The 16,215-nt window shown below is 67.7% G+C and carries 16 protein-coding genes; 10 read left to right on the forward strand and 6 right to left on the reverse strand.

All coding sequences use genetic code 11. The features are described from left to right. Window positions 1-5 precede the first annotated feature (5 nt). The 5 genes from E4V01_RS07020 to E4V01_RS07040 all read left to right on the forward strand — a co-directional run bounded on the left by E4V01_RS07020 (window position 6) and on the right by E4V01_RS07040 (window position 5,578). Window positions 6-1,301 (forward strand): O-acetylhomoserine aminocarboxypropyltransferase/cysteine synthase family protein, encoded by a 1,296-nt coding sequence (locus E4V01_RS07020; RefSeq protein ID WP_060770534.1) that lies wholly within the window; start codon window positions 6-8, stop codon window positions 1,299-1,301. Between the two features lie 7 nt (window positions 1,302-1,308). Further along, window positions 1,309-1,857 (forward strand): murein L,D-transpeptidase family protein, encoded by a 549-nt coding sequence (locus tag E4V01_RS07025; protein WP_135297847.1) that lies wholly within the window; start codon window positions 1,309-1,311, stop codon window positions 1,855-1,857. Window positions 1,858-2,366: 509 nt separating this feature from the next. Beyond that, on the forward strand, window positions 2,367-4,052 hold the full coding sequence (locus E4V01_RS07030; RefSeq protein WP_135297914.1) for a methyl-accepting chemotaxis protein: 1,686 nt from the start codon (window positions 2,367-2,369) through the stop codon (window positions 4,050-4,052). Between the two features lie 141 nt (window positions 4,053-4,193). Further along, entirely contained in the window at window positions 4,194-5,207 is a 1,014-nt protein-coding gene (locus tag E4V01_RS07035; protein ID WP_135297848.1) for an NAD(P)-dependent alcohol dehydrogenase, read from the forward strand. Window positions 5,208-5,236: 29 nt separating this feature from the next. Then, window positions 5,237-5,578: a hypothetical protein gene (locus E4V01_RS07040; protein WP_060770530.1), complete on the forward strand. Its 342-nt coding sequence runs from the start codon at window positions 5,237-5,239 to the stop codon at window positions 5,576-5,578. 3 nt (window positions 5,579-5,581) lie between these two features. Here the strand turns inward: E4V01_RS07040 and E4V01_RS07045 are convergent, their stop codons facing one another. Further along, on the reverse strand, window positions 5,582-6,319 hold the full coding sequence (locus tag E4V01_RS07045; RefSeq protein ID WP_135297849.1) for an RNA methyltransferase: 738 nt from the start codon (window positions 6,317-6,319) through the stop codon (window positions 5,582-5,584). On the opposite strand from E4V01_RS07045, the gene E4V01_RS26670 reads away from it, so the two are divergent. Then, window positions 6,318-6,593 carry a hypothetical protein gene (locus E4V01_RS26670; protein ID WP_193763152.1) on the forward strand — a complete coding sequence of 92 codons (276 nt, stop codon included), beginning with the start codon at window positions 6,318-6,320 and terminating at the stop codon, window positions 6,591-6,593. The genes E4V01_RS07045 and E4V01_RS26670 overlap by 2 nt on opposite strands. 51 nt (window positions 6,594-6,644) lie before the next feature. Here the strand turns inward: E4V01_RS26670 and E4V01_RS07055 are convergent, their stop codons facing one another. Continuing rightward, window positions 6,645-6,905: a type II toxin-antitoxin system ParD family antitoxin gene (locus E4V01_RS07055; protein ID WP_135297850.1), complete on the reverse strand. Its 261-nt coding sequence runs from the start codon at window positions 6,903-6,905 to the stop codon at window positions 6,645-6,647. Window positions 6,906-7,011: 106 nt separating this feature from the next. Then, the gene (locus E4V01_RS07060; protein ID WP_003597938.1) at window positions 7,012-7,560 is read right to left on the reverse strand and encodes a formaldehyde-activating enzyme; all 549 of its coding nucleotides are present in this window, start codon (window positions 7,558-7,560) and stop codon (window positions 7,012-7,014) included. Between the two features lie 186 nt (window positions 7,561-7,746). On the opposite strand from E4V01_RS07060, the gene E4V01_RS07065 reads away from it, so the two are divergent. Together E4V01_RS07065 and E4V01_RS07070 are read left to right on the forward strand one after the other, a co-directional pair. After that, window positions 7,747-8,259: a hypothetical protein gene (locus E4V01_RS07065; protein WP_135297851.1), complete on the forward strand. Its 513-nt coding sequence runs from the start codon at window positions 7,747-7,749 to the stop codon at window positions 8,257-8,259. 144 nt (window positions 8,260-8,403) lie between these two features. Then, complete coding sequence (locus E4V01_RS07070) at window positions 8,404-9,618, forward strand: NADP-dependent isocitrate dehydrogenase (protein ID WP_135297852.1); 1,215 nt, start codon at window positions 8,404-8,406, stop codon at window positions 9,616-9,618. Window positions 9,619-9,670: 52 nt separating this feature from the next. On the opposite strand, the gene E4V01_RS07075 is transcribed toward E4V01_RS07070, so the two are convergent. The 3 genes from E4V01_RS07075 to glgX form a co-directional block, all read right to left on the reverse strand. Then, window positions 9,671-9,988: a hypothetical protein gene (locus E4V01_RS07075; protein WP_060770524.1), complete on the reverse strand. Its 318-nt coding sequence runs from the start codon at window positions 9,986-9,988 to the stop codon at window positions 9,671-9,673. 26 nt (window positions 9,989-10,014) lie between these two features. Then, window positions 10,015-11,616: a hybrid sensor histidine kinase/response regulator gene (locus E4V01_RS07080; protein WP_135297853.1), complete on the reverse strand. Its 1,602-nt coding sequence runs from the start codon at window positions 11,614-11,616 to the stop codon at window positions 10,015-10,017. Window positions 11,617-11,788: 172 nt separating this feature from the next. After that, a complete protein-coding gene (gene glgX, locus E4V01_RS07085; protein WP_060770522.1) occupies window positions 11,789-14,059 on the reverse strand; it encodes a glycogen debranching protein GlgX in 2,271 nt (756 codons plus the stop codon). Between the two features lie 226 nt (window positions 14,060-14,285). Between glgX and E4V01_RS07090 the strand changes: the two genes are divergently transcribed. After that, window positions 14,286-15,089 (forward strand): SHOCT domain-containing protein, encoded by an 804-nt coding sequence (locus E4V01_RS07090; RefSeq protein ID WP_135297854.1) that lies wholly within the window; start codon window positions 14,286-14,288, stop codon window positions 15,087-15,089. Window positions 15,090-15,148: 59 nt separating this feature from the next. Then, the gene (locus E4V01_RS07095; protein ID WP_135297855.1) at window positions 15,149-16,213 is read left to right on the forward strand and encodes a spore photoproduct lyase family protein; all 1,065 of its coding nucleotides are present in this window, start codon (window positions 15,149-15,151) and stop codon (window positions 16,211-16,213) included. Window positions 16,214-16,215: the final 2 nt, after the last annotated feature.

Below are 16,215 nucleotides of genomic sequence, written 5' to 3' on the forward strand. Positions count from 1 at the left end.
CCGCCATGACCGCCGAGCCAAAAACCCTCCGCTTCGCCACACAGGCGGTCCATGCGGGCGCCGCGCCCGATCCGGCCACCGGTGCGCGGGTGCAGCCGATCTACTTCACCAACGGCTTCGTCTTCGACTCGACGGAGCAGGCTGCCGACATCTTCGCCATGCGCAAGACCGGCTTCTCCTACTCGCGCGGCTCGAACCCGACGGTCGCCGCGCTGGAGCGTCGGGTCGCCGCATTGGAGGGCGCCAAGGCGGCGGTTGCCGTCTCGTCCGGGCAGTCGGCGGTGCTGCTGGTGATGATGACGCTGATGCAGACGGGCGATGCCTACGTCGCCTCGCCGCGCCTGTTCGGCGGCTCGCTCGGCCTGATGCGCCGCCTCGAAGGGCGCTACGACCTGAAGCCGCACTTCGCCGCGGACCTGACGCCGGAGGCGTTCGAAGCCGCGATCACGCCGCAGACCAAGGCGATCATCTGCGAGTCGATCGTCAATCCCTGCGCCACGGTGATGGATATCGAGGGCATCGCCGCGGTCGCCAAGCGGCACGGCCTGCCGCTCGTCATCGACAACACCCTGGCCTCGCCCGCGCTGATCCGCCCGATCGAGTACGGCGCCGACATCGTCGTCCACTCGACCTCGAAGTTCCTCGGCGGCTCGGGCCAGGTGATCGGCGGCATGATCTGCGATGCCGGCACCTTCGATTGGAAGGCGCAGGGCTCGCGTTACAACCTCATCAACGATCCCTGGCCGGACTATGACGGCCTGATCGTCAGCGATCGTTTCCCCGAGATCAGCTTCGCCGTGGCTTGCCGCCTGTTCGGCCTGCGCGACCTCGGCCCCGGCCTCTCGCCGATGAACGCCTTCCTGACGCTCACCGGCATCGAGACGCTGCCGCTGCGGATGGCGCGCCACTGCGCCAACGCCAAGACGGTCGCGGCCTATCTCAAGGACCATCCGGCGGTGGCGTGGGTGAGTTATCCCGCCCTTCCCGGCCAGAAGGGTGAGGCCTTGGCCAACCGCTACGTGCCGCAGGGGCCGGGCTCGATCTTCACCTTCGCGCTGAAGGGCGGCGAGCCGGCGGCCCTGCAATTCATCGCGAACCTGGAACTGGTCTCGCACCTCGTGAACATCGGCGAGATCAAGTCGCTCGTGATCCATCCGGCCACCACGACCCATCGTCAGCTCCGCCCCGAGGAGCGCGCGGCGGCCTGCGTCGGCCCCGAGACCGTGCGTCTCTCGATCGGCCTGGAGGATCCCGAGGATCTCATCGCCGATATCGAGCAGGCCCTGGCCAAGGTCGGCTAACGCCGCGATGAGACGGCGCGGGCGCATCGCGGCATTGATCGGCGGCCTCGCCGTCCTCGGCTCCGGTGCCGTCGTGCTCGCCGACTTCCTGCAAGTCGGCCGCACCGAGCCCCCGCTCGCGGCCGAGGCTGAGCGCGCCGACCGCGTCCTCGTGGAGAAGGCGGCGCGCCGCCTGACCCTGCTGCGCGAGGGCCGTGTGCTCGCGACCTACCCCATCTCCCTCGGCTTCGCGCCGGAAGGGCACAAGGCCCGCGAAGGCGACGGGCGCACGCCCGAAGGCATCTATGCGATCGCGTTACGCAATCCGCGCAGCGTCGCCCATCTTTCCCTCAAGGTGTCCTACCCCTCCCCGGCCGACGCGGCGGCGGCGCGGGCCGGCGGCTACTCGCCCGGTGGCGACATCATGATCCACGGGCTGATGAACGGCTTCTCCTGGCTCGGTGGCCTGCACCGGCTGAGGGACTGGACCCAGGGCTGCGTCGGCGTCACCAACGCCGAGATGCGGGCGATCTACGCCCGCGTCGATCTGGACACGCCCATCGAGATCAGGCCCTGAACGTCGCCGCGTCCGCGGCCGGCACGACGGACTGACAAGACGGATCGACGCTCGGCGCAGACGATCATCTGTCGAAGAGCACATTCGCCCGGAAGTCGGCGCTCAAAAATCCCCGGCGTTGACACCGTTCGGCGCGCATTTGCCTTCTCCGCAGGCGTTGTAGATTCAACTGACTTCGAAGAATTCGTCCTCCCCTTCGTTCGAGGCCCGACGACCAGCGAAAGCGGATGCGCTGGTTCGAGGCGATAAGAAGATTAACCCATAAATCGGGCGTTTCCGAAGATCGATGGGGATGGATTTCAGAATCAGGTTCTGCCGACGCGGCCTCTGTCAGAAGAAGGCTGTGGCTTGAGTGCAGCTCCGATCGGCGGAGATTGTCTTACGCCAAATCGCGGGACGGCTATCTTAATCTTCTCGTTAAGAAGTTCTATCTATCAGTTTTTTTGTCAGCAGACCTGGGTGATCCGTGCGCGGCGGACACTTCGGCATCTTACGCGCCCACTCATCCGATGCGCTTTTCTCTTAAAACGGCTCTCATCGCCCTGTTCGGTGGGGTAATGCTCATCACGATCGGCCAGGGTGCCGTATCCTTGAGAGAGCTGTCGTTGATCCGCCGCGGTGTCAGTGAGGTGGCCGCCAACTGGCTTCCGTCCGTCATCGCCGTCAACGAGATGGGGACGGCCGCAAGCCAGATGCGCCTGCGGCAGTATCGGATCGTCACGACATCCACCGATTCCGGAACGCTGGCTACGAACCGGACCTTTTACGAGCGGGCGACGGCCGACATGGCGGCGGCGCGCAAGCGCTACGAGCCCCTGATCTCGTCCCCGGAAGAACGTGCGCTCTACACGCAGTTTTCGGAGCTGTGGTCCCGCTACGATGAGGCGAGCCGCCATATCCTCGCGATGATGGAGCAAGGCCAGCAGCGGGAGGCCATGGCGGAGCTGGTCGGGCCCAGCCTGCTTTCCGTGTACAGCCAATCGAGCGACCTGATCGCCCGCGCGATTACCCTCAATCGCGACGGCTCCACGCGCGACGCGTCCGCCGCGGTCGACAATGTCGAGACCGCTTCGATCGCCGCGAGTGTCGCGATGGCGGTCGCCGTGATCGTCGCCCTCGGTGCCATGCTGTTCGGCTTCCAGCGGATCTCGCGGCCGATCACCGGCATCACCGGGATGATGGGCGCGCTCGCCGCGGGTGACGTCGAGACACCCGTGCCGTACCGGCAGCGTCGGGACGAGATCGGTGCGATGGCCGCCGCCGTCCAAGTGTTCAAGGACAACCTGATCCGCACCCGCGCCCTGGAAGCCGAGACGGCGCTTGCCCGCGCTTCGGCCGAGGAGCAGCGGAAGGCGGCGATGCGGTCGATGGCCGACAGCTTCGAGGCCGCCGTCGGCGGGATCATCGGCACGGTCACGTCGGCGGCCACCGAGCTGCAGGCCACGGCCCAGACCATGTCGGGGACCGCCGACGAGACGGCTTCCCAATCGATCACCGTGGCGTCTGCGGCCGAGGAGGCGGCGACCAATGTGGGAACCGTCGCCGCCGCAGCGGAAGAACTCGGCACCTCCGTGCACGAGATCGGCCGGCAGGTGGCCAATTCGTCCGAGCTCGCTCAGGCCGCGGTCGGCGAAGCCGACCAGACCGCCGGGCTGGTCCAGAACCTGTCGAGCGCGGCCGCCAAGATCGGCGACGTGGTGTCGATGATCTCGACGATCGCCGGACAGACCAACCTGCTGGCTCTCAACGCCACCATCGAGGCGGCGCGTGCCGGGGAGGCCGGGCGTGGCTTCGCTGTGGTCGCTGCCGAGGTCAAGGAACTGGCCAACCAGACCGCCAGGGCGACCAGCGAGATCGCGCAGCAGATCGGCACGATCCAGGTCGCGACGGATCAGGCGGTCGCGGCCATCGGCGGCATTTCCGGTCGCATCCGCGAGATCAACGGCGTCGCGGCCGGTATCGCGGCGGCGGTCGAGCAGCAAGGTGCGGCGACGCAGGAGATCGTGCGCAATGTCGCCCAGGCCTCGACCGGAACGGCCGAGGTGACGAGCAACATCGCCGGGGTCGCCCGCGCGTCCGAGGAGACCGGCACGGCGGCGGGCCAAGTGCTCGACGCGGCTTCCGAATTGTCGCGCCAGTCCGAGCAGCTCTCGGCGGAGGTGAGCCGCTTCCTCGCGACCGTGCGGGCGGCATAGCGAGACCTGCCCCAGCGCACCGATTGGGGAATTGTGAGGAAGAGGTCGCCTTCGGGCGGTCTCTTCCCATATGCGCCTGCAAGAGCTTCTGCCATGAGCGCCTGCGTCCAATCGGGACGCGAAACCCCACGGGAGACCGCCATGCGCGCCTACGAGATGTCCGCCGCCGCCGGCCTCGACAGTTGGAAGAGTGCCGAGCGCCCGACGCCCGAACCGGGGCGCGGGCAGGTCCTGGTGCGGATGCGCGCCGCCTCCCTCAACTATCGCGATCTGCTGATCTGCGAGGGCCGCTACCCGTTCGCGGTCAACCTCGACCGGCTGATCCCTCTCTCCGATGGGGCCGGTGAGATCGTGGCGCTCGGCGCGGGCGTGCGCCGCTTCACCGGCGGCGAGCGGGTTGCCGGAATCTTCTCGCAGAGCTGGCTCGGCGGTGCGCAGGTGGCCGACACGTGGCAGACGGCGCTCGGCGGCGCCATCGACGGGGTGCTGACCGAATATCAGGTGTTCGACGAGGACGGGCTGGTCAGGCTGCCCGATCATCTCAGTTTCGAGGAGGGGGCGACGCTGCCCTGTGCGGCGGTGACGGCCTGGAACGCGCTCTACGGGCTCAAGCCCCTGCGGGCCGGCGAGACGGTGCTGACGCTCGGCACCGGCGGCGTCTCGATCTTCGCGATCCAGCTCGCCCACGCGGCCGGTGCGCGGGTCATCGCCACTTCGTCGAGCGATGCCAAGCTGGAGAAGGCCCGCGCACTCGGCGCACACGACACGATCAACTACCGCACCCATCCCGATTGGGAGGGCGAGGTGCGCCGGCTGACCGGCGGAACGGGCGTCGATCACGTCGTCGAGGTCGGCGGCACCGGGACGCTCCCGCGCTCCATCGCCTCGGCCCGGCCCGGTGGGCATATCGGCTTGATCGGCCTGCTGGCCCAGGGCGAGGCGTTCGACCCGCTGGCGATCCTCGGCGCGAGCTGCATCGTGCGCGGCGTCGCCGTCGGCCCACGGGAGATGTTCGAGGACATGAACCGCTCGATCGCCCTGCACGGGATCAAGCCGGTGATCGACCGGGTCTACGGTTTCGACGAGGCGTCGGCGGCCCTCAAAGCCTTGGCCGAGGCAGGGCATGTCGGCAAGATCGTGATCCGGATCGGTTGATGCGCGGGCGTCGGGGGAAGAGGCGGGTGATGCGCGCAGGGGTCGGATGGGGACTTCTCGCGGCGCTCGTATCGCCGGTGGCGGCGAGCGCCGGGGACGTCACGACGGTGCGGACCGAGTCCTTCCCCCGGCCGCCCTATTCCGGGGCGACCTACTACGTCTACGAGCGGGCGGGCCAGACGATCTGCACCAAGCTCGCCGTCTGCAACAAGTTCGAACAGTGCGAGACCAGCTACGTCCCCGGTGCCTTTCGCGCGCCCGAGGACACGGCCACCGGAGAACCCTACGGGACGACGCCCGCGGTGCCGATCGCACCCGCGTCGCTCGCCAAGCATGTCTGCCTGACGCGGTTCGGACTCGTGCAGCGGTAGGCCCTACGCCTCGTCGGTCTTGCGAGCCTTTCGGTTCAACGCCCGCAGCGCCCCGCGAAAGGTGCGCACGTCCTGCTCGGTCATCGCCATGCGGTGGAGCATGTCGCGCATGTTGCGGGCGATGATCTCCTGCTTCTCCGGCGGGTAGAAGCCGGCCCCCGCCAACGTCTGCTCCAGGTTTGCAAACAGCGAGAGCATCGCATCGCGGGTGGCGGGCGGCGAGAGCATTTCGCCGGAGAAGCGCAGGGTGGCGAGGCCGGCGGCGCGGCGCCACTCATAGCCCATCAGCAGCACGGCCTGGGCGAGGTTGAGCGAGGGGAACGCGTCCGTCACCGGGAAGGTGACGATGGCGTCGGCCAGCGACACCTCGTCGTTGCTCAAGCCCACCCGTTCGCGCCCGAACATCAGCCCGATCCGCTCGCCGCGGCCGATCCGTTCGGCGGTGGCCGTCATGGCGTCCTCGGGGGCGAAGACCCGCTTCATCTGCCCGCGCTCGCGGGCGGTGGTGGCGAGGAGAAAATGCAGGTCGGCGATGGCCTCCGGCAGCGTGGCGTAGACCTTGGCCCCATCGAGCACGTAAGTCGCGCCGGAGGCCGCCTCGCGCACGCCCTTCTTCGGCCAACCGTTCTTGGGCGCCACGAGGCGCAACTCGGACAGGCCGAAATTCGCCATGGCGCGGGCGGTCATGCCGATATTCTCGGCAAGTTGCGGCTCGACCAGGATGACGACGGGGGCGCTCATGGCCGCCCTCTCGCACGCCGCGATCGCAGCCTCAATCCGGGAAGAGCAGCGATTCCCAATCCCGCACCCCGTTCATGACGTGCAAGCTCTCGATCCGCTCGCTGCGCACCCGGTCGAAGATGAGGTGGGAACCGTAGGAGCGCCGCCGGACGCCGCTCTCGGCGTGAAGCGGAACCAGCGGGAAGCCTTCGGGAAACTCGGCGAGTTGCAGACACCGCTCGATCGGTTCGGTGACGAAGCCGACGGCGCGGCGTGGATTGTCCCGGGCGAGTGAAGTCGCCGATGCACGCCAGATCGGCTTCAGCCTCGGCGGTGAAGACGGCGATCATGCAACCGGGCCGGACAGCTTTTCGTCTCTGGCGATCAACCGTGCCTTGACGTCTTCGGCCGGCGTCGCCCGGTTGGCGTCGGCATCGGCGACTTCACGGGCCGGGGCCGCGTCGAGCAGAGACAAGCGCTTCCCGCGCTCCTCGACCAAGCACAGACCCTCGCGGAGAATCTCGGTTCGGGAGCCGTAGCGGCCCTCCTTCACGAGCGATGTGACATCGTTTTCGAGGCGGGTTTCGAGGCCGGCGCTGCTCGGCATCATCGATGCGCCCGTCGCTGCGGAAGCGGGAGGATGACTGTTATCGCTCGCGGCGCCGACAGAGCCGCGCCGCCGGCAATGCCGATGGCGCGGTCTTCCAAAAGTCTCAGATCTTACCGTCGAGGCCCATCTGGTAGTACTTGTGCACGATCTTGTCCTGGTTCTCGAGAAGCCAGTCGATCGAGGGCTCGTTGGTCATGGCCTTGCGGATGGCTTCGGTCATGCCCTTGCGCTGGATCTCGAACAGCGCCTTGTGATCGACGCTCTCGGCCTGGATCACGCCCGGGCTGAGCCAGACCGAGCAGATGATGCCGAGGTCGTTGGCCTTCTCCTTGGGGATGTAGCCGGCCCGCACCGCGTCGAGCACGCCGTTGGCGATGGCGTACTGCACCGTGCCCATCAGGATCGATGTGTACTTGTTCTCGGTCACGCTTACCTTGGAGACGCATAGCGTCACCGGGCGGACCATGATGTCGGTGTTCAGGAGCGCGAAGACGCGGCTGTGGCCGACGACCTGATCGCCGGTGAGGGTGGCGAGCGCGGTGCCGACCGGACCGTCGAGCTCGCCGATGATGACCTCGGGCTCGGACGCGGTGTTGGGCGGGCCGCCCGCGACGAGGGCCTCGCCGGCGCGCAGGATGATGCGGTCGCTCATGGTGTGTCCTTCCTCGTGATCGGCCATTTTTCTTGACGCGCGGGTCGTCGCAGCGGCGGCCGGGTTTGTCCAGGCCGCTTAGCGCGGCCGTGGCGTGCGCTCTTGTGCGGGAGCGACACGCGCTTTGGCCGGTGACCGCACCGGCGGGGTGGCCGCGCCGCGTTGCCTCGTCTATGCCCGCCTCCCATGACCGATGCCGTGAGAGACCGCGACGGCCTGCGCTATGCCGTGGCGCTGATCGAGATCCAGGGCGGGCTGGTGGGCCTCTGGGCCTTCCTGCACGACCTGATCCAGACCGGCGCGTCGGTTCCGCTCACCCTGCTGCCGGGCGTCCTATTCATCGGGCTGGTTCTGGCGGCGAGCGTGGTCGCGGGGGTCGCGCTCTGGCAGGATCGGCGCCTCGGCTACACCCTCTCCGTGCCGGTGCAGCTGGCGCAGGTGATCTGGTTCGTGAGCGCCGGGCTCACCGTCCGCATCTCGGCCAGCGGCTGGCTGCTCGCCGACGTGTTCCTGCGCGCGCCCGCGGCGGGGGGGCTCGTGGTCGGTTGGCAGTTCGATGCGGCCCGCAAGAGCGGCTACGCGCTGTCCCTCGCCCCGCGGGAGGATTTTACCCTGGCGCTGAACCTGATCGCCCTGGTGATCCTCGTCTGGCTCGGAATTCGCCTGCGCGGCCTGCTGCCGTTCCGCAGGGTCCGGTAACAGATTCGCGCATCCGAAACCGTCGTTCGGAGCCCGGCTTTGTCGCCTTGCTGCGCTGCGTTATAGGGGCGGCGACCGAGTACCGGGGAGACGCGCGACGGGCAATCGGCTGGGCGCACGGCACCGGGCAACTGAGGGACCGACATGGCGAAGATCAAGGTGGCCAATCCGGTCGTCGAGCTCGACGGCGACGAGATGACCCGGATCATCTGGGCGGAGATCAAGAACAAGCTCATCCACCCCTACCTCGATCTCGACCTCGACTATTACGACCTCGGTGTCGAGCACCGCGACGCCACGAACGATCAGGTGACGATCGATGCCGCCGAGGCGATCAAGCGCCACGGCGTCGGCGTGAAATGCGCCACGATCACGCCGGACGAGGCCCGCGTCGAGGAATTCAAGCTCAAGGAGATGTGGCGTTCGCCCAACGGCACGATCCGCAACATCCTCGGCGGCGTCATCTTCCGCGAGCCGATCATCTGCAAGAACGTGCCGCGCCTCGTGCCGGGCTGGACCCAGCCCTTCGTGATCGGCCGCCACGCCTACGGCGACCAGTATCGCGCCACCGACTTCAAGGTGCCGGGCAAGGGCCGCCTCACCATCAAGTTCGAGGGTGACGACGGCACCGTCATCGAGAAGGAAGTGTTCAAGTTCCCCGACGCCGGCGTCGCGATGTCGATGTACAACCTCGACCAGTCGATCATCGACTTCGCCCGGGCCTCGTTCAACTACGGTCTAGCCCGCAAGTACCCGGTCTATCTGTCGACCAAGAACACCATCCTCAAGGTCTACGACGGCCGCTTCAAGGATCTGTTCCAGAAGGTGTTCGACGAGGAGTTCAAGTCGAAGTTCCAGTCGCTCGGCCTCGTCTACGAGCATCGCCTGATCGACGACATGGTGGCCTCGTGCCTCAAGTGGTCGGGCGGCTACGTCTGGGCCTGCAAGAACTACGACGGCGACGTGCAGTCGGACACGGCGGCGCAGGGCTTCGGCTCGCTCGGCCTAATGACCTCGGTGCTGATGACGCCGGACGGCCAGACCGTGGAGGCCGAGGCCGCCCACGGCACCGTGACGCGCCACTACCGCGAGCACCAGAAGGGCAAGGCGACCTCGACCAACTCGATCGCCTCGATCTTCGCCTGGACCCGCGGCCTGTCGCACCGGGCCAAGCTCGACGGCAACGCCGACCTCGCGACGTTCGCCGCGACCCTGGAGAAGGTCTGCGTCGATACCGTCGAGTCCGGCCACATGACGAAGGATCTCGCCCTCCTCGTCGGCCCGGACCAGAAGTGGCTCACCACCGACGGCTTCCTCGACAAGGTCGATGAGAACCTGAAGACGGCGATGGCCGTCTGAGGCCGCAGCGTAATCGCCCTCCCCCCGAAAAAGGGGGGAGGGTCGAGAAACCTCAGCCCGCCTTCTTTGCTGCATTCCGTTTGCGCGTCTCGGCCGCCTTCTTGGCCGAGGCGGAACGCTGCGCCTTCGTGCGCGAAGCCGAGGCCGTGCCGCCCGTGCGACCGCCTTTATGTGCCGCGGGATGGTCCGTTGCCTTGCCGCGGCCCGAGCCGCCGGGCTTCTTGCCGCCGCCATCGTCCTTGTTGACGGTCGCCCAGGCGCGGGCCTCCGCTACCTTCTCCGGCACACCGCGGGACGCGTAGGATTCGGCGATGTGCTCCGCCTTGCGGACCTGCTTGTCGGTGTATTTCGACTTGTCACCCTGAGCCATGGTGCTCTCCCGATCCGTCGCGCCGGTCAGCTCCGGCTCGGCGCGTCGATGGCCGCCCGCACCCGCCGGATCAGCTCGGCACGGCGGTACGGCTTGTTCAGAATATCGAACTCCGGACGCTCGATGCCGGTTCGCTCCAGGCTGGCTTCGGCATAGCCGGTGGTGAGCAGGATCTTCAGATCGGGATGGCGGCGGCGCGCCTCGCGGGCGAGCGCCAGGCCGTCCATGCCGCCGGGCATGATCAGGTCGGAGAAGAGCAGGTCGATCTCCGGATGGTCGTTCAGGATCTCCAGGGCCTCGCGGCCGTGGCGGGCCATCAGGGTGCCGTAGCCGTAATCGCGCAGGATCGCCCGGGCGAGTTCGGCGACGTCGGCGCGGTCGTCCACGATCAGGATCGTTTCCGTGCCCGGCCGCTCCTCGACGATGGCAGCGGGTGCCGCGCTCTCCGGCGCATTGGCCGCGTCGCTCGCGGGGAAGGAGAGGCGTACGGTCGTCCCCTCCCCCATCACCGACTCGATCTGCGCGAAGCCGCCGGACTGCTTGGCGAAGCCGTAGACCATCGACAGGCCGAGCCCGGTGCCCTTCCCCTCCTCCTTGGTGGTGAAGAACGGGTCCATCACCCGCGCCAGCATGTCCGAGGGGATGCCGGCACCCGTATCGGTCACTGCGACGCTCACGAACGGGCCCGAACCGTCGGGCCGGCCGGATTCCTCGTTGCGGGTCGCGATCGTGACCCGCCCGCCCTCCGGCATCGCGTCACGGGCGTTGATGAGCACGTTGAGCAGGGCGACCTCGGCCTGGGTCCGGTCGATCCGGCAGGGCCAGAGGTCGGGGGCGAGATCGGTCTCGATCGTCACCGCGTCGCCCAGCGTGCGCCCGGCCAGTTCCTTCATCTCCGATACGAGGCCGTTGAGGTTGAGAGTGCGGCCGTCGAGGCGCTGCTTGCGGGCAAATGCGAGCAGCTGCTGCGTCAGCGTCGAGGCCCGCTCCGCCGCGTCGCGGATGTTGCCGACGGCGCGGCCCATGCGGCCCCGGTCGGCGTCCGGCCGCTCGAGGTTGGTCGCCAGCGAGTCGGCGTAGCCCAGGATCACCTGGAGCAGGTTGTTGAAGTCGTGGGCGATGCCGCCGGTGAGCTGGCCGATCGCCTCCATCTTCTGCGCCTGATGCAGCGCGTCTTCCGCCAGCCGGCGGCGGGTGATGTCGAGCTGCGAGCCGAAGAAGTACAGAAGGTCCCCGGCGGCGTTGTAGACCGGACTCACGAACAGGGCGTTCCAGAACGACGAGCCGTCCTTGCGATAGTTGAGGATCTCGGTGGCGACGTCGCGCCGCGACGCGACGGCCTCGCGCACCAGCGCCCGCGTCGCCGGATCGGTCTCGGGGCCCTGGAGGAAGCGGCAGTTGCGGCCGATCACCTCGTCCCGAGCGTAGCCGGTCATTTCCAGGAAGGCTTGGTTCACGAACACGATCGGTTGGTCGTCCCGGTTCGGATCGACCACCACCATCGGCATGCGCGTCATCGCGACGGCGGCGAAGAAGATGCCGCTGCCGGACTCGAATTCGTGGCCCTCCGCACCCGCCTCGACGCTGGGATGGACGCTGTGGGGTCTCTTCTCGGGGATGTCGGTCATTCGAACCCGCGGCGTGACAAGTCTTGTGAGGCTGCCGGCACGGCCGGCGCATCCCCGAGGCAGCGCGTAGGGTAAGGCTGCGGGGAGAAAATAGGGTCCGGAGCGCCGAGGCTCCGGATCCCATCGAAACCGGCAGGGACCGCTTGCGGCGAGCGGTCCCTCGCCCGCGCCATCAGGCCTCCTCGTCGATGCCGAAGCTCACGCTCTCGACATTTGCCCGCTCGAAGGCCTGCATCACGTACTGGTAGGAGCGCTCCATGTCGCTGTGCTCCTCGTCCTCGTTCTCGACGGGCTTGAGGACGAACATCAGCATCGAGCGTCCCGTGACCGAGTAGCTCTCGCCGACGGCGAAGCTTTCCACCTCCTGGCTGTCGGGCAGGTTGGTATCGAGCAGCCGCGTCCACGAGGTGCCGCCCGGCGCCTCGGGGAAGGTGAAGTCCACCACGTCGTGATAGGCGTTGTAGAACAGGAGCAGGGTGGCATCGCCGCCGCGCTTGTGAATGCCGCTCGCCTGGGCGCGCCCGTCGAGCAGTACGGCGAGGGTTCGCGAGTTGCCGTCGTTCCAGTTCTCCGGGCTCATCTCGGTGCCGGTCGGCGTGAGCCAGGTCACGTCCTTGACGCCGAACTCCTCGTCGTAGGCCCCGGTGACGAAGCGTCCGCGCGACAGCATCGGCAGGGCATTGCGCAGCAGGATCAGGCGCTGCGTGAACTCGGCCAGATCCCGCTCCTCCTCGCCGATGGCGCCCCAATCGACCCAGCTCACCTCGTTGTCCTGGCAATAGGCGTTGTTGTTGCCCTTCTGCGTGCGGGCGAACTCGTCGCCGGCGAGCAGCATGGGCGTGCCCTTCGACAGGAACAGGGTGGCCAGCATGTTGCGCATCTGGCGCAGACGCACCGAGCGGATCTCGGGATCGTCTGTCGGGCCCTCGACGCCGTAATTGTAGGAGAGGTTGTGGCCGTGCCCGTCGCGATTGCCCTCTTCGTTCGCCTCGTTGTGCTTCTCGTTGTACGAGACCGTGTCGTTCAGCGTGAAGCCGTCATGGGCGGTGATGAAGTTCACCGAGGCCCAAGGGCGGCGTCCGCGCTTGTTGAACTTGTCGGCCGAGGCGGTGATGCGCGAGGCGAGCCCCGGCAGCAGCCCGGCATCGCCCTTCCAGTAGCCGCGCACGTCGTCGCGGAAGCGGTCGTTCCACTCGGCCCAGCCCGGCGGGAAGCCGCCGACCTGATAGCCGCCGGGGCCGCAATCCCACGGCTCGGCGATGAGCTTCACGTCGTTGAGGACGGGATCCTGACGGCAGGTATCGAGGAAGCCGCCGCCCTCGTCGAAGCCGTAGGGCTCGCGGCCGAGAATGGTGGCCAGATCGAAGCGGAAGCCGTCGACCCGCATCTCGGTCGCCCAGTATCGCAAGCTGTCGGTGACGAGCTGCAGCACGCGGGGATGCGAGAGGTTGAAGGTGTTCCCGGTGCCGGTATCGTTGATGTAGTAGCGCGGCTGGTTCGGCAGCAGACGGTAGTAGGAGGCGTTGTCGACGCCCTTGAACGAGAGTGTCGGGCCCTTCTCGTTGCCCTCGGCCGTGTGGTTGTAGACCACGTCGAGGATCACTTCGAGGCCGGCGCCGTGCATGCGGGCGACCATCTCCTTGAACTCGGAGAAGGCGAAATCCGGCACCGCCGCGTAGCGCCGGGCGGGCGTGAAGAACGAGATGGTGTTGTAGCCCCAGTAATTGATGAGATCCTTCTGTTGCAGGTAGTCGTCCTGCACGAAGGAATGCACCGGCAGCAGCTCGACCGAGGTGACGCCGAGGCTCTTGATGTAGTCGAGCACCGCCGGGTTGCCGAGGCCGGCATAGGTGCCGCGCAGCTTCTCTGGCACCGCCGGGTGCAACTTGGTGAAGCCCTTCACGTGGGTCTCGTAGACGATGGTGCGCTCCCACGGCACGCGGGGCTTCACGTCCCGGCCCCAGGTGAAGGCCGGATCGATCACGCGCGAGCGGCGGGTGTAGGGAGCGGAATCGCGCTCATCGAAGGTGAGGTCGTCGCCCGTCTCCATCTGGTAGCCGAACAGGGCCGGGTTCCACTGGATCGTGCCGACTAGACCCTTGGCGTAGGGGTCGATGAGGAGCTTGTTCGGGTTGAAGCGGTGGCCGGCCTCGGGCTCGTAGGGGCCGTGGACGCGGTAGCCGTAGATCGTGCCGGGGCGCGCGTCCGGCAGGTAGCCGTGCCAGACCTCGTCGGTGTACTCGGGCAGCTCGATGCGCTCGATTTCCTTCTCGCCGGCATCGTCGAACAGGCACAGCTCGACCTTCGTGGCGTGGGCCGAGAACAGCGCGAAGTTCACGCCGCGGCCATCCCAGGTCGCACCGCGGGGATGCGGCGAGCCTTCGCGGATACGCGTGCGCGATGTGCGCGGCCTCGGCGTCGCAGTCCTGTCGGTATCGGCCATCGATCGTCCCATTCTCACTTGTGGCGGTCCCCGCGGGTCCAGCCGGACTCAGAACGTGCACGGAACGGCGAAGCTCCGTCTCGCCTGACGCGACGCAGCAAATTTTTCCCGACCCGCTGCGCACCGCCACGGATGTGGTAGGCCTTGGACGAAACTCACGGTGGGGGCCCGCGTTGCAAAGCCCCTCATCGATCGACACGGACACATCCGAGGGGGACCGTCACCCATGATCGAAGACCCCGAGCATCGGCACGCCGGGCTTCAAGCCTTGGCCGAGCGGCACGGCGTCAGCCTGGAAGCGGTGCGCCACCTTCTGCGCGCGCTCCAGGCGGGCCAGGGCAACATGGCCCAGTTCGACCACCCCGATCTCGGCGGCTTCGGACAATGGTCGCGTGGCGGCATGGTGATGGTCGGGCGCATGAACGACCATGCCCTGAAGGCGCAGGTCGATGCCCTATGCACCGAACTCGCCACGGCCCTGCCGCTCGCCGGCTTCCGCGAGGAAGCCGCCTCGGGCAATTGGTGGCCGGACGAACTGGGGCTGCCGTCGAGCGCGGGGGCGCAGAACGCGACGCGCTACGCCTTCTTCCCCGAGCGCCGACGCCTCGCCATCGAGACCGGCGGGCGGCTCACCCTCTATGACACCGGGGACCGCCTCGTCACCGGCGTGAGCCAGCAGCAGGGCGGCAGCGCCTCGCTGCGCTTCAGCGGACCGCAGGGGAGCTTCTCGCTGGAAGATCTGACGCCGGTCGAGCGGGATGCGGTGGGGGCGGCGCCGTCGGCGCCCCAACCGGCGGTGGATACGAGTGTCGCCGCGTTCGCGTCGTCATCGGTCGCCCCTGCGGCCAGCCCGGTTCCGTCGGCGCCCGCCGCCATCCGGCCGGGGGCGGCACCCTCCGGTACACCTTCGGGCGCAGGCCCGGACGACATCCTCTCGATCCTCGAACGCCTGGCCGACCTGCACAAGAAAGGCGTGCTGACCGAGGACGAGTTCTCTGCCAAGAAGGCGGAGTTGCTGGCGCGGCTCTGACACGACGGCCTGTCGCCGCAGGCCCCGTCGGAAGGCCGCGGTCGCCCTAGATCCAGGCGATGGCCCCGCGCGACCTCATCGACATCGACCGCATCTTCCACGAGCCGGCGGTCGCCGATTATCCGCGCGGACGCGAGATCCTGGCCCGCTATCCGAACGCCGAGCGGATCGCGGTCCCGTCGCACTGGAACATCCCGGAGCTGCACGGCAATGCCGGCTCGGTCGAGGACTGGGTGCGGATCAAGCGATCGACCCTGGTGCTCGGTGTGAAGAAGGGACTCGCGATGCGGCCCAATGGCCGTTCCGCCCACTTCATCGCACCCTCGACCTCGAACGGCTGCGCGATGGCCTGCGCCTATTGCTACGTGCCGCGCCGCAAGGGGTTTTCCAATCCGATCTCGCTGTTCGTGAATGTCGATGCGGTCTGCGCGGCGATCACGCGCCATGCGGCCAAGCAGGGTCCGCTGCCGGAGCCCGATCAGATCGACCCGGAGGCTTGGGTCTACGATCTCGGCGAGAACGGCGACCTCTCAGTCGATGCGATGATCTGCGACAATGTCCGCGATCTCGTCGCGCAATTCCGCGGGATTTCCAATGCCAAGGGGTCGTTCGCGACCAAGGCCGTGAACCGCGATCTCCTCGCCTACGATCCAAGAGGGCGCACCCGCATCCGCTTCTCGCTAATGCCGGCGCGGATCGCGCGGGTCGTCGATGTGCGCACCGCCCCGATCCCCGAGCGGATCGCCGCCATCGACGACTTCCTTCGCGCCGGCTACGAGGTCCACGTCAATTTCTCGCCCGTGATCCTCTACGAGGGCTGGGAGGCGGATTGGGCCGCGTTGTTCGACGAGATCGACGGGACGATCTCGGACGCCGCCAAGAATCAGCTCGCCTGCGAGATCATCATGCTGACCCACAATGCCGGGCTGCACGAGGTGAACCTCGGCTGGCACACCAAGGCCGAGGATCTGCTCTGGCGGCCGGACATCCAAGAGACCAAGCGCTCGGAGGGCGGCGGCGAAAACCTGCGCTACCGCACCGGCTGGAAAGGGAAATGGCTCGCCCGCTTCAAGGCTCTGCTCGCCGAGCGGATGCCCTATTGCCGGGTGCGCTACGCGTTCTGAGG

The sequence above is a fragment of the Methylorubrum sp. Q1 genome, assembly GCF_004683995.1.
Lineage (GTDB): Bacteria > Pseudomonadota > Alphaproteobacteria > Rhizobiales > Beijerinckiaceae > Methylobacterium.